The following is an 18,125-nucleotide window of genomic DNA, read 5'->3' on the forward strand; positions in this document are numbered from 1 at the left end:
AACAATGCTTGATTCAATCATAAAATTGATAATAGGTGACATGGAAGAAAAACGGGCCTATAAACAAATGATGAAGAGGGTTGACGCCTTGCCGAAAGATTATCGGTTTGCATTTCGCAAAATTCAACATTATATGTTTAGTGTTGGCCCCCTTGGCGGTGACATGACGATATTTACGGACTTGACGATGTTTAAGGACTTAGTGGATTTATTTGAAGCAAGTGCGGCAGAGGGCAGGCAGGTTCTTGATGTCATAGGCAGTGACTTCGGCAAGTTTTCTGATGAGTTTATGCGCGCGTCGGTTACCAATACCGAAACAGTGCGGGAAAAACTAAACAAAGAGATTATGGAAAAATTCAATAAGGAGGAGCAATAACTATGCTGGAGCTTATCAAAAAAATGATCGGGGATAAAAAAGAGTATAAGCAGCAAATGGCAAGGGTAGAAGCGCTACCTGAAGAATATCGGTTCGTATTTGAAAAAATCTATGGATACATGTGGAGTTTCGCAGTAGGAGACGGCTCTGACATGTTGAAAATTCAGCACGAATTGATCGAGTTGTTTGAAGCGAGCGCGGCGGACGGCAAACACGTTCTCGACGTGACGGGCGAAGATGTTGTCGGGTTTTGCGACGAGCTTCTGCGCGGTACGAAAATGTGGACCGATAACTTTCGCAAAAAATTAAACCGCGACATGATGAACAAACTCGGAAGGGGGGACGATTCTAAATGAAAGACATCGCAATTCAAGTAAAGGATTTAAAAAAATCCTACAAGACCACGGAAGTCCTAAAGGGAGTGAATTTCGAGGCGCGGCGCGGCGAAATTTTCGCCCTGCTCGGCTCCAACGGCGCGGGCAAGACGACGATTGTTAAAACCCTCACCACGCTGCTTAAACAGGACGGAGGCACCGCCTTCGTAAACGGCTTTGACGTCGCGTCAAAGCCAGACCATGTACGTCAGTCGATTAGCTTGACAGGACAGTTTGCTGCCGTGGACGAGATATTGACCGGACGGGAAAACCTGATCATGATTGCCAGGCTCCGACACCTGACAAATTCGATTCAGATCGCGGAGGATTTACTGAACCGCTTCGGCCTGACCGAAGCTGCCAACCGCAAGGTGTCTACTTATTCGGGCGGTATGCGCCGCAGGCTCGACATTGCCATGAGCCTTGTGGGAAAACCGCAGCTTATTTTTCTCGACGAGCCGACCACCGGGCTTGACCCCGAAGGACGCAACGAGGTTTGGAAGACAGTCAAAGAGCTTGCGAATAATGGCACGACGGTATTCCTGACCACGCAGTATTTGGAAGAAGCCGAGCAGCTTGCAGATCAAATTGCCATTCTGCATGAGGGCAGGATTATCGCGAGCGGCACACTCGCGGAGCTGAAAAAGCTGTTTCCGCCCGAAAAGGTGGAGTATGTTGAAAAACAACCCACATTGGAGGAAATATTCCTCGCAATCATCGGTAAAAAGGAGGAAAAGTAAATGGAAACGATTAAGAAACACTTTTTCAGCGATATGGGCGTTATGCTTGGGCGTTCCATGCGCCATATTTTCCGCAGTATGGATACTATCATCACGGTCACCATCACTCCGATCGCGATGCTGCTGCTGTTCGTTTATGTGTTCGGCGGGGCGATTCAAACCGGCACAGATAACTATGTGAATTACCTGTTGCCCGGCATCCTGCTGATTGCGATTGCAAGCGGCATTGCCTATACGGCTTACCGTCTGTTTATAGATATGCAAAGCGGCATCTTCGAAAGGTTCCACTCCATGCCGATTGCGCGTTCGGCCGCGCTGTGGGGGCATGTGCTGACCTCATTGGTGTCCAATGCGATTTCGGTTGCCGTCATCATTCTCGTAGCGCTCATTATGGGCTTCCGCTCGCCGGCAGGAGTATTGTCATGGCTTGCCGTGGCCGGTATACTTGCGCTGTTTACGCTGGCCTTGACATGGATCGCGGCGATTGCCGGACTGTCCGCAAAATCGGTGGATGGCGCAGGCGCCTTTTCCTACCCGCTTATCTTCCTTCCGTTTATTAGTTCAGCGTTTGTGCCTACCGAGTCGATGCCGTCGGCTGTCCGCGCTTTTGCCGAAAACCAGCCAGTAACTTCAATAGTAGAAGCCATCCGCGCGCTCTTGTCGGGGCAACCTGTCGGAAATGATATTTGGGTTGCACTCGCGTGGTGTTTAGGGATATTGATCGTCGCATATCTATTTGCGATGCGCACATACAAACGGAAAGCAGCTTAATGTTTGCAGGCATTAAAATGAGAGTGGTCAATTGTCCCAAGTGTAAACAGGAAACGATAATTAATGTAAAGGAACTGAATATGTCAGCTATCAAAGAGCCAGACGCTAAGACGCAGAGCCGATAACCGTGAGTGAAATCACAGTTGTCGGCTCTTTATTTATGATAACTCCCCAAGCTATATGATTGACAGCAAAGGAGAATGCGACAGTTCCCTGATAAAGAATATAGTTTTTATGAACCCGCACTTGAGGCAAATCAAAACACCTTCCCACATTTTAAGTTATTACAAAATTCATTTAAGGGAGTACATTTTCTTATTTGCCCCGGAAGCTATAATGAAGGACATGAGAGCTCCTTAATACAGCCGGAGGGATGAGAGAAATGAAAGCGGTTTTAGACAGTCAACGAAACCATGTCGGTATAAAAAAGAGAAATACTTTTTGGTTCAGAATAAAAAGAGATGCCATCCTGTATGCCCTTTTACTGCTGCCTCTGTCGTACATTGCCATTTTTAAATATGCTCCCATCTATGGCTTGATTATGGCATTCCAGGATTACAACATTTTCGCAGGAATCGGAGGGAGCGAATGGGTGGGGCTGGATGTGTTCAGGTTTATTTTCCAGCAGGACAGCTTCTATCGCGCACTGAAGAACACGCTTGTTCTGAATGTTCTGGATTTGATCGCGGGATTTCCGGCGCCCATTTTGCTGGCGATTTTACTGAATGAAGTAAGACAGGCAAAATTCAAGAAAATGACCCAGACCGTGCTTTATCTGCCTCACTTTATGTCCTGGGTTATTATTGGGGGGATCGTATACCTGATGTTCTCCAATAGCGGTATGGTCAACCATTTCATGGCTAGTCTTGGTTTGGAGAAGATCGAGTTTCTGTCGCAAAAAACACCTTGGCTGATCACTTATATCTCCGTTGGCGTATGGCAGAATGTCGGATGGGGGACCATCATTTATCTGGCGGCCATTACCGGAATCAATAAGGACTTGTATGAGGCCTCCGATATGGACGGCTGCAGCAGACTTCGCAAAATGTGGCATATTACACTGCCCGGCATTAAGCCAACCATCAATATTTTGCTGATCCTCCAAATTGGCAGGATGGTTTCTATTGGATTCGACCGTCCCTTTGTGATGGGGAATTCGCTGGTTAGCGAATATTCTGATGTGATCAGTACCTTCGTCTACAGAGTAGGTATTAGTTCGGGAGATTTCTCCCAGGCAACAGCGGTAGGATTGTTCCAGTCCGTGGTCGGCCTGACTCTGCTGGTTTCTGCCAACTTTATCGCGAAGAAATTAGGGGAGGACGGGATATGGTAAGGATGGCGGACACTATGCGTAAAAAGAAAAAAATGAGTGTAGCGGATATTTCGATTATTGTATTTATCGTGGCATTGTCCTTCACATGTATCGTTCCATTCCTGTACATGATAGCGCTTTCCTTTAGCTCCAACGAAGCGATTATTTCGCAAAAGGTAGGACTATGGCCGGTAGGCTTCACAACAGAAACGTACAAAACCATCTTGAGCGATGTGGATATGCTTTATACACTTGGATACAGTATTGTGCTTACGATTTTCTACACCGTCGTGTGTATGTTCTTGACCATTTGCGCAGCGTATCCGTTAACGAAGAAACGGCTGTGGGGAAGAAACTTTATTTTGTCAGCCCTGGTCTTCACCATGTATTTCAGCGGCGGTTTGATCCCCTCCTATATTCTGGTTAAGAACCTTGGCATGATGAATACGGTATGGAGTCTGGTGTTGCCGGGCGCCATGAGCGTGTTTAACTTGATTATCCTGAAGACCTTCTTCACTTCTCTTCCGGAGAGTCTGGAGGAATCGGCTGCTATTGACGGATGTTCGGATCTGGGGATTCTCATCAAGATTATACTTCCCCTCTCGTTGCCTTCGATTGCCACATTAAGCCTTTTCTATTCGGTGGACAGATGGAACGGATTCCAGGATGCACTGTTCTACATTACCAAAAAAAATCTGTATCCTATGCAGTTAAAGCTGTACCAGATCATTTCTGCCAATCAGCAGCTCGACAGCCAACAAGGAGGAGAAGGAAGTATCGGCTCCTACATTGTGCCTGAGTCTCTGAAAGCGGCCAGTGTTATGTTTACAACCATCCCGATTCTACTGATCTATCCCAAATTGCAGAAGTATTTCGTAGATGGTGTGATGACCGGAGCGATCAAGGGCTGAGGATAAACAGTTCAGATTGAAGGGGGGGATTCCCGGGCTGGTGGATAATGGATGTAAAGATGCAAGGGATTTACAGCATGGACAATTTCAATAAATAGGGGCATGAAAGGGTGGTTTAAAGTGAATACGGGCATGAAGAAGACAACCTCAATTATGTTTAGTATAATGCTTCTGGCCAGTGTTGCGGCAGGCTGTGGAGGGAATGACAAGAAGAGTGGAGAGACGGCCTCACCAGAGGCGTCAACCGCTGCATCCGCATCACCTTCTGATCCTCCTGTAACCTTGACTGTGGAAGTGTTTGACAGAGGTGTTCAAGGACAACCCGACCTCAACAACAACGCGTGGACCAAATACGTCAATGAACAATTCGGCAAGCCCAATAACGCCATTGTAGAATATGTTTCTGTACCCCGCTCCCAGGAAGTAGACAAGCTGAATGTGTTGATGGCTGCCAACCAGGCTCCTGATATTTCCTTCACCTATGACGGGACTTTAGTAACCCGCTACGCAAAAAGCAATGGCCTCTATACACTGGATGAATTGCTTGAGAGCCAGGGCCAGCAATTGAAGTCTTACCTTGGTGAGAAAGTTCTCTCCTACGGGAAATATGATGGGAAACAAGTCTCCATCCCGGGTAAGCGGACGCTGATTGCCTGGAACGGTATGTTTATCCGCAAGGATTGGCTGGACAGTCTGGGCATGCCTGTTCCGACTACCCGGGATGAATTGTATGATGTGCTGGTTGCCTTCCGCGACAAGAATCCCGGTAATGTAAACGGTATCATTCCGTGGGCCACAGCGGCTGCGGGCATGAACTACACTTTCGGCAACCTGGTACAATCCTTCTGGGGTGACATGTCGGAGGAGGAATTCGTTACCACCACCAACTGGCTGAAGCCCGGCAACAAGGAGGCATTCGAATGGCTGAACAAGCTGTACAATGAAAAGCTGATCAGCCCCGATTTTGCTCTGGACAAAACAACCAAGCAAGCGGATGCCGATGTCAGCAACGGCAAGGTAGGCTTCTACGCTGCCAACTGGGATTATCCGCTGCTGCAGAAAATTCGTGATCCGCTGCTGCAAAATGCGCCAGATGCCAACTATGTTCCTGTAGATACCTTCAAGAACTATGAGGGGAAGTACCTGAAAGAGGTATATAATGAGAACGGGCTATTCTCCTTTATTCCGAAAAGCAGCAAGAACGCGGAGCTGGCCATGAAGTATCTGAACTGGATGGCTAACCCGGAAGTATTGTTCTTCCTGCAGTTCGGCCAAGAAGGCATCAACCACAAGCTGATAGACGGCATACCCCAGGGGATTGCCCAGACCGGAGAAAATATGCAAATGAGCAATCTGAATCTGGATTATACTCTGGTTGTAAACGGCGCTGAGCTGGGCGATACCGAAAAGAATGTCAGAACGTATGCAGCAGCTTTGGCAGCCGGAGATAAGAACTATGAGAAGCTGGCTATCGATTCGTACAAGATCAATACGACAGACGGCTATACCGGCTTCTACTATGGCGTCCCGAACGAAGCTAATATCAAATACGGCAAAACGCTCGGTGACATGAATAAGCAAATGATTGACAGGCTGGTCGTTGCCAAGCCGGCAGAGTTCGATGCCTTGTATGACAAGCTGGTGAAAGAATATATGGACGCCGGCGGCAAGGCTGTTCAAGATGAGAATGTGAAGAACTACAAAGAAGTCATAGCCAACAAAAAGTAATTCATTGTATTCGGATAAGCCATCTATTGTTCTTTAATGTGGTTTATCCGAATTTCGTTTGCTATTCTCGAACAGTTTTTCTATTATTCGGAGGAATCTATATGTTCAGGAGAGGATACCCATGTACAAGGTCATGATTGTAGATGATGAGTCGTGGGCGATTAGAGGAATCCGCAACGCCTTTGACTGGGAGAAGTATGGTTTTGAAATCATCGGACAATATACAAGCGCTTACAAAGCGTGGGATGCCATAAGAACGGCAGAACCGGATTTGGTGTTTACTGATATCCGTATGCCGGACATTTCCGGACTGGATCTGATGAAGAAGGCCAAAGCACAAGGGTTGAACATTGAGTTTGTCATCGTAAGCGGATATGCGGAATTTGAATATGCCCAGGAAGCGATGCGCTACGGCGCGCTGGATTATTTCCTGAAGCCGTTGGATGTTGATATGGCTGATCAGTTCATCACGAAGCTCGCCATGCACTTCTCCCGTAGAAGCGCTGCACGCAATCACCTCCTTCTGGATGCGCTGACCTCAGCGGATCAGGACGAGATAAAGCGTTTTCTACCGCTTTCCGAATTCGCAGCTGTATGCTATTACCAGGTGCTTGCTATCTATTTCGAGGGCGAAAAAAAGGATTTCAGAAAGCTGCTGTCTTTGGAAGGAAGGCCTGTTTATGCTGTGGAAGTTGAAGCCGGAACCAGAAAAATGTTGGTTGTTCTGATGACGGAGCATAGGGCTTGTTTGGAAGTGAATTGGGATGAATCGCTTCTGAATAAGACTGGCATCAGTGTTGTGGGCATTAGCAGTATCTCCAGCCAGCTTAAGCATATGAGCAAGCTGATTAAAGAAGCAGACCTGTCCGCCTCCCAGGTTTTTCTGGAGGAAGCTGCAGGCGCCGTTCACTATGAGCCGAAGCTTCATCTGGTGAAACCATGTATCGATGGGCTCTATAGTATCATTCAGGAGAATCAATTTGACAACATGGATATGTACATCAAAGGGCTGCAGGAATACTTTAGGAATCATCATCTGGGCATGTGTGAGGTTGTCTACTTGTGGAATCAAGCTGTCGGGATACTTGTAAACGCATATTCTGAGGAATTGAAGGATATGGAACTGGAATTCCTGAATTATTCTGAGATCAAGGAACGATTTGAACACTTTGAATCTATGTGCAGCTTTTTGCATGACGTCCTCGCCTCCATCAGGCAAGGGAACAGCCGCTCCTTGCAGGAAGGGGATATCTTGTCCTGCTTCAACCGGATGATAGCCTATATCGACCGGCACTTTGAGCAGAAATTGTATTTGAAGGATTTGTCCGCCCAATTCTTCATCAATCAGGTCTATTGCTGTCAATTATTCAAAAAAAATCTGGGCAAAACCTTCTCCGAATATGTGTCGGAACTCAGGATCAATAAAGCACGTGAGCTTCTGAAGCAAACTGGCCTGTCCATTGAGAAAATTGCCATTAAGTCCGGGTATGTTGATTATTATTATTTCAATAAAGTTTTCAAGAAGCATTGCGGGATGACGCCTACCAAATTCAGAAAAAGTTAATATGAACGGAGAGGCGGGCCATGAAGACCAGTAAAGTGAAATTGAAACATCAGATATGGCTTATCTTTTTTTCTCTATCGTTATATTCACAGTCATGGAATTTTATTTTTTTTATAGTTTCTCTAATTTAACCCAGAAGAGAGCCGCCACTTACGGCAACCAGATGATTGAGCAAACACGCCGCAAGATTGATTCTGTGTTTAATGATATCAGGGTCAGCACCAGCATTGCGGTCAATAGCAAACTGATTCAGGAATTTTCCGTAGTGGATGATGATTACAAAAGGGCGTTTGATAGTGGTCCATATGCGCTGGATCTCATGGAATATATGAGATCCTTTAATTCGTATGTGAACGGAATTGTAATTAATGATATTCGAGGAAGGCGGCTTTACAGTCTGGCGTCCGCAAGCGGCGATATTTTTTTTATCAATCGTTATGAAACCTTTATTCGCAAGTATAAGGATGATCCTTCGCTTCGGGATAAGGGGATGTTCACCACGATTTTAAAAGATGACAGAACAGAAACGGAACAGTTTTTTTATATCGCGCCGATTGTGGAGGCTATCGGGGGAATCTATTTCTCTCAAATTACGGGTTACTGCACAGTGATGGTCAATATGGAAAAGATGCAGGGGCTTGTGGAAAATACGGAATTAACGCAGAGCTCCACCTTGTACATTCTGAATAGCCGGGACGAGGTGATTGCATCCACGAATTCCAATGCCCGAGGCACGTTGTTCAGAGATGTTCTGTCTATGGATAAGGACATCTTGCTTAACGGCGTAAAAGCAACCATCGACGGGGAAGAAATTCTTGTCCAGGTCAAGGGTTTGGAGCAGGCAGACGGGTGGCGGGTTGTTAGTATGATTCCGGTGCATGAACTGACTGCAGACATGAACCCCATGCGGAAGGTCAGCATTATCGTGGGGATTGGAATTATTCTAAGCATGATCATAACAGGCAGTTTTTTTATGAACAATCTGATGCGTCCGATGATGGGACTTGTCATGGATATGAAGAAGGTAGGGAGGCGGGATATGGGCTTCCGTATTAAAGTCCGGTTTACCAATGAGGTAGGCTTGCTAGCCTGCGACATTAACCGGATGATGGATGAAATGGAGGAAATGGCCCGGGATATGTTCAATACCCAGGCTAGACTATATGAATCCGAGCTGAGCCAGAAACAGGCGGAGTTTGCTGCCCTGCAAAGCCAGATCAATCCCCATTTCCTCTATAATACGCTGAATTGTATCAGCAGCATCGGATTGGAATACGGAAGCAGAGAGATTGCGCAAATTACGTTTTGCATGTCTAAAATCTTCCGTTACAGCATCAAAAAGGATGATCTTGTACAGATCAGTGAAGAAGTTGACTGTATTCAGGCTTATATGAAGATTATCTTAATCCGGTACGAGAATAAGTTCTCCATGGAGCTTGATGTGGAGGACAGGCTGCTCAAAATGAAAACGCCCAAGATGATACTTCAGCCCATTGTGGAAAATTCCGTTTACCACGGGCTGGAGCGGATGGACCAAGGGGGGCGGCTCCTGATTACCGGGAGCATGGATGCGCATGGGGATGTGTGCTTCTGTATTACAGATACAGGGAGGGGGATGGAGCCGGAGGAGCTGGCCGCCCTCCAGGCCAAGCTGGGTATGGAGTACCCGGAGCACGCGCCAGACGGCCAACCGACAAGAGGCATTGGGCTAACCAATATCCATAACAGGCTCCGGCTGCTGTTCGGAGAGGGTTACGGAATCACCATAGAAAGCCGGTTCGGCCATGGGACGACAGTAACCGTGAAGATTCCGAAGCTGATAAACGACCGCAAACCTTTGGAAGAGTAGCAGGAAATTTGTTTTGTATTAGATAAAAGAAGGGAATGTGAGCTATGACTTCATCCATCCTGCGGACAGAATATCCGCGTCCGCAATTCGTAAGACCAGACTGGCAGCATTTGAATGGAACATGGGGGTTTGAATTTGATGACGAACGTGTTGGCGATACCGCACAATGGAGCAGCGGCCAGCAAGCCTTCAGCCGCCAGATTCAGGTCCCCTTCACTTACCAAAGCAAATTGAGCGGCATTGGAGAAACGGCCTTCCATGATCTGGTGTGGTACAAGCGCAGCTTCACGATTCCGGCGGAATGGGCGGGGCAGCGGGTTATCCTGCACTTCGGCGCAGTGGATTATCAGGCTACAGTCTGGGTAAATGGCAGGCAAGCAGCCTATCATGAAGGCGGCCATACGCCATTCCAGTCGGATATCACGTTCGCTCTGCTGGATGGAGAGAATACTGTGGTGGTGCGGGCCGAGGATTTCAGCAGGGATGTGACCTTGCCACGGGGGAAGCAATATTGGAAGGAGGATTCGGCTTCCATCTTCTATACCCGGACGACGGGAATCTGGCAGACCGTATGGCTGGAGCCTGTTGCGGAGCTTCATATCAAGAAGCTAAAGTTCAAGCCGGACATTGACCGTAATGAAATCCAAATCCGCACGTTTCTTAATCAAGCTCCGGTTGGCTGCAAGGCGGAAGTCCGCATCGACATCCGCTTCAAGGACGAATATCTGGCTACTACCAGCTTCTCGATGGATCATGCGGAAGAAGCCCGCACCATCGGACTCCATGATTTTAACGATCACGGATTAGGGCGCTGGTGGTCGCCGGAGCATCCGAATCTGTATGACGTAACCGTTACGCTCATCGTGGACGGCATTCAGGACGACCAAGCGGAAAGCTACTTCGGCATGCGCAAAATAGCGGTGGAAGCCGGCAAGCTGATGCTGAATAACCGGAACTATTTTATGCGGCTGGTGCTGGATCAGGGGTACTTCCCGGACGGGATTCTGACGGCTCCCAGTGATGAGGCATTGAAACAGGACATTGAGTTGGCTAAACAAATGGGCTTTAACGGCGCACGCAAGCACCAGAAGATAGAGGACCCACGCTTCTTGTATTGGGCCGACCGGCTCGGTTATCTGGTATGGGGGGAGATGGCCAATGCCTATGCGTATTCGGAGGAATATGTGCGCAAGGTAACGGCGGAATGGCAGGAGGCGGTGGAGCGGGACTACAACCATCCGTCTCTGGTGGTGTGGGTTCCCCTTAACGAAAGCTGGGGGGTGCCCAACATCTTAATCGATAAACGGCAGCAGCGCCATGCCATGGCAATGTATTATCTGACCAAATCCCTGGATGACAGCAGGCTGGTTATCTCCAATGACGGTTGGGAGCAGATGACCACGGATCTGGTCACCATCCATGACTATGAATGGAGGCGGGAGGATTTGACGGAGCGCTACAGCACCTTGGAGCGGACGTTGGAAGGAAAGCCGCCGCGCAGGGAGCTGTTTGTAGGGGGAACCGCATATGCGGGCCAACCGGTTCTGGTGACGGAGTTCGGGGGTATTGCCTATAAGAAAAGCGATTGGGAGGGCTGGGGCTATTCCGGTGCAGACAACGATGAGGATTTCCTGGCTAAGCTGGCCGACGTGATAGAGCCGCTGCTGCAATCGCCTCATGTCCAAGGCATTTGTTATACCCAGCTGACCGATGTGGAACAGGAGATCAACGGCTTGTTGACCTATGACCGGGCCCTCAAGGTTCCGTTGAACAAAATAAGACAAATCGTTGCCGGGAGGTAATATAGAATGAGTTTGTAAAGGTTCGCCTTCAGGACACATCCTTTAATTGGGGATTGTGTCCTTTTTGTTTGCGGTCAGGGCTCCTTTTCTAAAACGGTTACAAAAACAATTTAAGATAGTACATTTTTATAATTTTCTTCGGAAGGTAGAATGAGGGCAATAGCCAGAAAAATCAGTACAACAGGGAGATGAAAAAATGAAAGCGGTTTTATGTGGCCCATAGGGCTGGGGAATGACGCATTTCTATAGTCCAGTATCTTACTATGATTCGAGGGAGGACTGCAAATGCTCAGGAAAAGATTCAGATATCTGCTACTATGTCTCGCAGTGCTGCTGATGCTGCCGCAATGGAGCGGAGCGGCTGCGGCGGCAGAGTCGACGCCAGATACGCCAGATTCGGCGTCGGTGCAGGGGGGGAAGAACGTGTCAGATTTCTACAATGTTATCATGCAGGCAGGAGCCGATCCTTGGGTTTACAAGCACACGGACGGCTATTATTACAACGTATTTGTCAACGCCAGCGGCATCATGATCCGCAGAGCGAAGACCATCACAGGCATTGATGCGGGCGAGAGGAGCCTAGCCTGGACACCGGTTAAGGGTACCATGTACAGTTCCAATGTTTGGGCGCCAGAAATGCACTATCTCAAAGATACCGATGGCAAATACAAATGGTATATCTACTTCGCGGCTGACAACGGAACCAACGCAAACCACCGCATGTACGTGCTGGAGAACGCCAGTGATAATCCGATGACCGGAACCTGGGAGTTCAAAGGGAAGATTACCGATTCTACCGACCGTTGGGCGATCGACGGCACTGTGCTGACTGTAAATGAGAAACACTATTTCATCTGGTCCGGCTGGGAGGAGACGGACGGAAGCTTCCAAAATTTATATATTGCAAAGATGAGCAGTCCTCGGACCATTAGTTCGGAACGGGTATTAATTTCGACGCCTGACCATGATTGGGAAACGTCTCCGGGCAGAATCAATGAAGGCCCCCAAATAACTATAAAGGGCGACACCATCAATCTGGTCTATTCAGCAAACGGAAGCTGGACAGACAGTTACTGCCTCGGGCTGATCACTGCCAAGATTGGCAACGATTTGATGAATACCAGCTCCTGGGTAAAACAGGACAATCCGATCTTCTCCAGCGCCAATGGCGTTTACGGACCGGGCCACCACAGCATCGTCACGTCTCCTGACGGCGCGGAGGACTGGATCATTTACCATGCCGCCCGCTGGCCGGGATCAGGATGGACCCGCAATGTCCGCACGCAGAAATTCACCTGGAACGAAGACAATACGCCGAACCTGGGAGAACCCGTCGATCCGAACAGACCGATTGTTAGGCCTTCGGGCGAGCCGGTGCGGAAGCGCTATGAAGCGGAAAACGCGTTACTGGTGAAAGATCCGAGTGGCGAAACTTCTCCCGGTGTCTGGCGAGAAAGCACCGCTTCTGGCGGGATGAAGATCGCAAACATCAAGAACGCCAATGATTATGCACAGTTTACAGTTAACGTGCCGAAGGCGGGATTTTATGCGCTGTCCGTGCGCAATGCCAACGGCTCACCTAATGCGGCGGATGCCTCTCATTTCTTGTCGGTCAACGGCAGTTCCGGCGCCAATTTGAACATTGTCTATTCCGGTTCGAATCGTTGGGGAGCCTCCACGGCGAAAGTCTATCTTAAGAAAGGCGACAACATCATCCGCTTCTCGAAGGGTAACAACCTTGCCGAAATCGACAGTATGGATATATTCAAGCTTGATACGTCAGAAATTTTATTCGAATCTCCAGGGTACACGCTGGGGTTGGGTGAAACCCGCAGTTTGCCCCTGTATATGGTAACAGGCACTACCTATACCGCTCTTAACACAGGAGTTTTCTTCAGTTCCTCGAACACCAAGGTCGCCGTTCCGGACAGACACCCAAGCTGCCCCTCTATGTTCCGGTGGTCTATGCGGATGGGAATACCGGTATTGCAGAGGTCATCTGGAATCTGGAGGGACTTGCGTTCAACTCGCCTGGCACTGTTCAGGTGTCTGGCAAACTGAAGGGTCTTGCCATTAATACCACCGCTGCCGTCGAAGTTGTCTCTGGGTGGGATCTTGATGAAATTGTGAATGAAATTCGCAGCAGGACAGTCAATCTCTCAATCCCCTTAGGCGAAGGTTTGGGCAACTATAGTCAATCTGCATATAATGCCCTCCTGGCTGCGCTGGACCATGCGGATGAGTTGTCCACAGGCGGAAATATGACTGAAGAGCAGTTTAACCTGGCGCGGAATTCCCTTGCTGAAGCGGAAGCAGCTCTATCAGCATCACTCAACCTTACACAGGATGGCGTGACTTATAATGTTTACCGGGATTTCGAGAATGACACAACGGGTAAACAGCCTTTCGGAATTGAAGCCACCCGAATCCAGAGTGGCGGTGCAGCGCAGATCGTGGAAGAATCCGAGAATACGTTTTTGCGGCTTAGTACTGGACCCACGAAAGGATATGTAAATATGTTCCTTCCATATATAGGTCAGGTATTTGCGACCGGCGACCAAAGAGTCGTTGTAGAGTATTCCGCACGCTTTCAAAAGGGTCTTCAGTATGCGAATGCTTTCCAGCCGAAAAACCAAACAGGCGCCTACGCAATGACAGTAGCCTTTGAGAACGCCGGCAATGATCCATGGATTAGAGTGGCTGAATCATCCGTTTGGAAAAATGTGAAACCTTTCAGCTACGATACTTGGTATCATTTCAAAATCATTGCTGATATGGATGCGCAGACTTACAGCGTTTATATGGGGGATGAGGTCATTGCGGAGAACTTTGCATTCCGTACGGAGGGCAGTACTGTACTAACGGGACATGTCTTCGGCATCGACGGCTTCCCCAATGGGCAGGTGGATTTCGATAATATCCAAGTCAAGATTGCATCGGTGGCGGAAAAAGCCGAACAGAATGCGCCTTTGGGGCTTGGGCACCAAAAGGTTAGTTTCATTACAGGGACTGTCAACGGTACGATCGGTATTATAAACCAGCGGGAATCATGGAGGGATGGATATGTCGAATCCGACATATGAAAAATTTGAGCCTTTAAGGAATGCGAAACTTGTTTTGGGGTATCTGACATCCATGGTGGATGAGAAGGCGGACAACCTTCCGTATTGGCTTGTGCTGCCGCATAAAAATCCTGCTGAAGCAGCTCACTGCCGGGTAGACGATGCGGAGCTGGTTGGCTCCTGGTATGAAGCCATTGACGCCGTCCGGAAAATGCTGAAGACGGAAGAAGGCGCCCAGGTTCAGTTATCCTTTTACCGCCATCTCATGAAGTCTTGGGGAGAGCATGGGCTGCGCTTTCATGAGCCATACCCCTGGACCCATACGAATCATAGCTCCTTTCATGAAATGGGCTATATCCTTCCGGCGCTGAACAGGATGCTGGAGAACAACCCCGGGGATCAGGAGCCGGAGAAGAGGGCTTCTGAGCTTGTAAGAGGGCTCCGCTCACTTGTAATCGAAAGAAAGGTCAGAACCTTCTGGTCAGGAGATTTTGAGGAAAAGGAGCCGGTTTATGAATTCCCCAATGACGTGTATTTGAAAGACGGCGGGTTCGATCTGTCAAGGCACACCGGGCGGGGGGAGCAGGGGATCCGCAATGCAATTGTGCTTCACTCACTGGTGCGCAGATATGAAATCGCCGGTGACGAGGTTGCGCTTGATTTGGCTACTGGCATTGCCAATCACCTCTTAGGACCCTCGCGCTATTTTAATTACAAAATGGAGTTTTTCGGCCATGTCCATTCGGCAGGATGGGTTGCCTCTGGACTAGTCCGGCTTGGCCGCATCACCGGCAACCAACGCTACATTGCCGCAGGCAAAGGGATATATGACTATATCCGTTCCCTGTCCTCCTCCTTCGGCTGGGTGCCCGAATATGCCCAATGGCATCCGCTGCATGAGGAGCACTGTGAAACCTGCTGCATTAAGGATATGATTGAATGCACTAATGAATTGATTCTGGCCGGGTACGAGGAATATTGGGAGGATATGACCCTGTTTGCGCGGAACCAGCTGGTGGAAAATCAGTTGAAGGTGTCTTCCTATGTAGTTACAGACAATACCCGGCCTGACGCAGAGGGGATTAGCTACAGGGAAATTGACAAGAGAATGATTGGCGGCTTCACCGGAGGCTCCCTCGTCAATTCCATTTCGTTGTCCAAGTTCCGCTCCATTGCAGGCTGCTGCGTCGGCATGGCTCCGGTGGCCCTGGAAATTGTATGGAACCGGTCGGTGGAATTCCGCGATGGGAGGGTGCTCGTCAATATCCCCGTTGATAAGGAAACTGAGGAAGCCACGGTGTGCATGAATTATCCCGAAACAGGCTATATTTCCATCACGCCCAAGCGGCGGTGTGATGTTGCGGTACGGGTTTACGACTGGATGGGTCAGGATCTGGGCGGGAGGATTAATGGAATAGCCTGCGCATCCTCAAGGGAGGGCAATCTGGTGATATTCCGCAACGTAGCGGCAGGGGACCTTGTGGAGCTGGAGCATCCTTTGGAGACGGCGGTGGTGAAAGAAACGGTGCGGGGCGAGGAATATTCGGTATCATGGAGAGGCTGTGATGTCATCGATATTTTTCCGCGCGGAGAGCACTTGAGACTGTACCAGCGGAATTTACACATACCGAAATACTATCCGTCCGCGGAAGATGTTCATTTCACCGGGGCCGTCAATTATGGTCCAACCCAGCAGGCGCAAGGGGAAAAAGTAACGGCAGACACACCCATTACAGGACAATAATCAAGCAGTAATAAATCCTAAAAGAATGAAGCACACCGGAATCGGTGTGCTTTTTGCGCATTGCAATGCATGGAAGCAGCTTTACAGGGCTGCTTCCATGCTGGGTCACTCATAGAGTGTGGACCAACTCAGTGCTGACGCGGATTTTCTGTTTTAAGAGATCAAGTATTTTTCCTTTTGAACGGTTATGGTGCTGAACACCATGTTGCCATTCCCATATTTGTAAGTATGGAATTTGACCAAAATCTAAATAACAAGATACACCGTACGATAAACCTTGATAATATCAGGATTTCATTATAGTTTAGGAACCTTGTTACTCTCTAAGTATTGAATAAAAAAACCTTCCAAAGGCAAAATAAAAGATGAACTTAGGAGGGGTGCTCATGACATTGATGGAGAAGGTTCTTACAACGGATCTTGAGGATAGTGAGGCAATTCTGCGGGAGCTTCTCCATAATTCATCTGACGTAATGTTTCGGAAGCTGCATACAGATGGTCAAACCCTTCTGTTCATTTACGTGGAAGGATTATGTGATACTAATTTAGTGGAACAAATCATTCTTAAACCATTTTTATACCGAGGATTTTCGGGTGATAACTGTGAAGGGCCTCCGTTTACACACACGCTTAGACAACTGATGCTTCCGGTGCTGAATAAATCCTCGGCAACGAAAGCCGGAGAAGTTGTCAAGGGCGTTTTGGCAGGATACGTGGCTCTCCTTGCCGAAGGAGAATCCGAGGCCCAGATAGCAGACTTCCAGCACTATCAGCAGCGTAATGTTGAAGAGCCCTCGACTGAACCCGTTGTTAGGGGTCCTAGAGATGGCTTTACTGAGTCTCTTCGAGTAAATACGAGTTTGATCCGTAGGCGGCTCTGCACCCACGAATTGGTCAACAAATCGTTCCAGCTCGGAGAAAAAACCGGAACAAAAGTAGAAATTCTCTACTTAGAAGGGGTCGCTAAAGCTTCCATCGTGGAAGAAGTAACTCGACGCATCGGTGAAATCCGAATAGACGGAATATTAGAATCGGGATATATTGAGGAAATGATCGAAGATACTCCTTACTCACCCTTTCCTCAAATTCAGAATACAGAGCGACCTGATGTTGTTTGTGCTGCATTGTTGGAAGGCAAAGTGGCAATTGTCACGGCAAATACTCCTTTTGTGCTCATCGTTCCCATGACGTTCTGGTCCGGCCTTCAAGCATCAGAGGATTATTACGAAAGATCCATTTTCACAACACTTGTAAGGTGGGTTAGGTACTTCATGTTCCTGATCGCCCTGCTGCTTCCGTCAGTTTATGTGGCTTTAACTACTTTTCATCCGCAGATTCTTCCGACAGTCCTTCTAATCAGCATCGCAGCAGCAAGAGAAGGTGTCCCCTTTCCTGCCGTCATGGAAGCCTTCCTGATGGAATTTATGTTCGAGGCACTTCGCGAAGCGGGCGTCCGACTCCCGAAGACAATCGGTTCAGCCGTTAGTATTGTGGGAGCACTGGTTATCGGACAATCAGCTGTAGAAGCTGGCATCATCTCAGCTCCCATGGTCATCATCGTGGCAACGACGGGGGTCGCTTCCTTCGGAATACCCCGCTACAATCTCGGCACTGCTTTGCGTGTTCTACGTTTTCCCATGTTGTTGCTAGCTGGATTTATAGGAATTTACGGTATCTTGATCGGTATTACGGCGATCCTTATCCATCTGTCATGCTTGCGTTCATTCGGTGTTCCTTACCTCACACCCGTATCATCCGAAACGACAGGCTATGTTAAAGACCTCATCTTTCGCGCTCCTAGATGGAGCTTACGTTATCGTCCTAAAAACACGACAGGGAGTAAAGGTAACCGAATTTCATGATAAGCTCCTGTCTTTATTTCAAAGGAAGGT

15 protein-coding genes are annotated in these 18,125 nt (G+C 48.4%); all 15 read left to right on the plus strand.

Annotation, left to right across the window (positions count from 1 at the left end; translation table 11 throughout):
- Positions 1-4 precede the first annotated feature (4 nt).
- The 15 genes from H70357_RS18205 (at position 5) to H70357_RS18275 (ending at position 18,095) form a co-directional block, all read left to right on the plus strand.
- Positions 5-376 carry a DUF1048 domain-containing protein gene (locus H70357_RS18205; RefSeq protein WP_038592415.1) on the plus strand — a complete coding sequence of 124 codons (372 nt, stop codon included), beginning with the start codon at positions 5-7 and terminating at the stop codon, positions 374-376.
- A 2-nt stretch (positions 377-378) separates the two neighbouring features.
- Complete coding sequence (locus H70357_RS18210) at positions 379-732, plus strand: DUF1048 domain-containing protein (RefSeq protein WP_038592417.1); 354 nt, start codon at positions 379-381, stop codon at positions 730-732.
- Positions 729-1,490, plus strand: coding sequence for an ABC transporter ATP-binding protein (locus tag H70357_RS18215; RefSeq protein ID WP_038592420.1), 762 nt, complete (start codon positions 729-731; stop codon positions 1,488-1,490). Before H70357_RS18210 ends, H70357_RS18215 begins: the two co-directional genes overlap by 4 nt.
- A complete protein-coding gene (locus tag H70357_RS18220; protein ID WP_038592423.1) occupies positions 1,491-2,261 on the plus strand; it encodes an ABC transporter permease in 771 nt (256 codons plus the stop codon).
- Positions 2,262-2,278: 17 nt separating this feature from the next.
- The gene (locus tag H70357_RS18225; protein WP_231578488.1) at positions 2,279-2,386 is read left to right on the plus strand and encodes a cysteine-rich KTR domain-containing protein; all 108 of its coding nucleotides are present in this window, start codon (positions 2,279-2,281) and stop codon (positions 2,384-2,386) included.
- 257 nt (positions 2,387-2,643) lie between these two features.
- A complete protein-coding gene (locus H70357_RS18230; protein ID WP_038592426.1) occupies positions 2,644-3,594 on the plus strand; it encodes an ABC transporter permease in 951 nt (316 codons plus the stop codon).
- A gap of 14 nt (positions 3,595-3,608) precedes the next feature.
- Positions 3,609-4,484, plus strand: coding sequence for a carbohydrate ABC transporter permease (locus H70357_RS18235; RefSeq protein ID WP_038599854.1), 876 nt, complete (start codon positions 3,609-3,611; stop codon positions 4,482-4,484).
- 153 nt (positions 4,485-4,637) lie between these two features.
- Positions 4,638-6,212 (plus strand): extracellular solute-binding protein, encoded by a 1,575-nt coding sequence (locus H70357_RS18240; protein WP_231578277.1) that lies wholly within the window; start codon positions 4,638-4,640, stop codon positions 6,210-6,212.
- Between the two features lie 121 nt (positions 6,213-6,333).
- Positions 6,334-7,776: a response regulator gene (locus H70357_RS18245; protein ID WP_038592429.1), complete on the plus strand. Its 1,443-nt coding sequence runs from the start codon at positions 6,334-6,336 to the stop codon at positions 7,774-7,776.
- Between the two features lie 163 nt (positions 7,777-7,939).
- Positions 7,940-9,625 (plus strand): sensor histidine kinase, encoded by a 1,686-nt coding sequence (locus H70357_RS18250; RefSeq protein WP_231578278.1) that lies wholly within the window; start codon positions 7,940-7,942, stop codon positions 9,623-9,625.
- Positions 9,626-9,669: 44 nt separating this feature from the next.
- Positions 9,670-11,427 (plus strand): glycoside hydrolase family 2 protein, encoded by a 1,758-nt coding sequence (locus tag H70357_RS18255; protein ID WP_038592432.1) that lies wholly within the window; start codon positions 9,670-9,672, stop codon positions 11,425-11,427.
- Between the two features lie 285 nt (positions 11,428-11,712).
- Positions 11,713-13,488 (plus strand): family 43 glycosylhydrolase, encoded by a 1,776-nt coding sequence (locus H70357_RS18260; RefSeq protein WP_063848048.1) that lies wholly within the window; start codon positions 11,713-11,715, stop codon positions 13,486-13,488.
- Entirely contained in the window at positions 13,386-14,510 is a 1,125-nt protein-coding gene (locus H70357_RS18265; protein WP_231578279.1) for a hypothetical protein, read from the plus strand. The genes H70357_RS18260 and H70357_RS18265 overlap by 103 nt, the downstream gene beginning before the upstream one ends.
- A complete protein-coding gene (locus H70357_RS18270) occupies positions 14,491-16,233 on the plus strand; it encodes a glycoside hydrolase family protein (RefSeq protein WP_038592438.1) in 1,743 nt (580 codons plus the stop codon). The genes H70357_RS18265 and H70357_RS18270 overlap by 20 nt, the downstream gene beginning before the upstream one ends.
- Positions 16,234-16,619: 386 nt before the next feature.
- Entirely contained in the window at positions 16,620-18,095 is a 1,476-nt protein-coding gene (locus H70357_RS18275; protein WP_052092104.1) for a spore germination protein, read from the plus strand.
- Positions 18,096-18,125: the final 30 nt, after the last annotated feature.

Source organism: Paenibacillus sp. FSL H7-0357 (assembly GCF_000758525.1).
Taxonomy (GTDB): Bacteria; Bacillota; Bacilli; order Paenibacillales; family Paenibacillaceae; genus Paenibacillus_AQ.

Coding starts and splice junctions, on each gene's coding strand:
- H70357_RS18255 (WP_038592432.1), top strand. CDS start 9,670: ATGACTTCATCCATCCTGCGGACAGAATATCCGCGTCCGCAATTCGTA.
- H70357_RS18250 (WP_231578278.1), top strand. CDS start 7,940: ATGATTGAGCAAACACGCCGCAAGATTGATTCTGTGTTTAATGATATC.
- H70357_RS18210 (WP_038592417.1), top strand. CDS start 379: ATGCTGGAGCTTATCAAAAAAATGATCGGGGATAAAAAAGAGTATAAG.
- H70357_RS18240 (WP_231578277.1), top strand. CDS start 4,638: ATGTTTAGTATAATGCTTCTGGCCAGTGTTGCGGCAGGCTGTGGAGGG.
- H70357_RS18270 (WP_038592438.1), top strand. CDS start 14,491: ATGTCGAATCCGACATATGAAAAATTTGAGCCTTTAAGGAATGCGAAA.
- H70357_RS18230 (WP_038592426.1), top strand. CDS start 2,644: ATGAAAGCGGTTTTAGACAGTCAACGAAACCATGTCGGTATAAAAAAG.
- H70357_RS18225 (WP_231578488.1), top strand. CDS start 2,279: ATGAGAGTGGTCAATTGTCCCAAGTGTAAACAGGAAACGATAATTAAT.
- H70357_RS18215 (WP_038592420.1), top strand. CDS start 729: ATGAAAGACATCGCAATTCAAGTAAAGGATTTAAAAAAATCCTACAAG.
- H70357_RS18260 (WP_063848048.1), top strand. CDS start 11,713: ATGCTCAGGAAAAGATTCAGATATCTGCTACTATGTCTCGCAGTGCTG.
- H70357_RS18235 (WP_038599854.1), top strand. CDS start 3,609: ATGCGTAAAAAGAAAAAAATGAGTGTAGCGGATATTTCGATTATTGTA.
- H70357_RS18275 (WP_052092104.1), top strand. CDS start 16,620: ATGACATTGATGGAGAAGGTTCTTACAACGGATCTTGAGGATAGTGAG.
- H70357_RS18205 (WP_038592415.1), top strand. CDS start 5: ATGCTTGATTCAATCATAAAATTGATAATAGGTGACATGGAAGAAAAA.
- H70357_RS18245 (WP_038592429.1), top strand. CDS start 6,334: ATGTACAAGGTCATGATTGTAGATGATGAGTCGTGGGCGATTAGAGGA.
- H70357_RS18220 (WP_038592423.1), top strand. CDS start 1,491: ATGGAAACGATTAAGAAACACTTTTTCAGCGATATGGGCGTTATGCTT.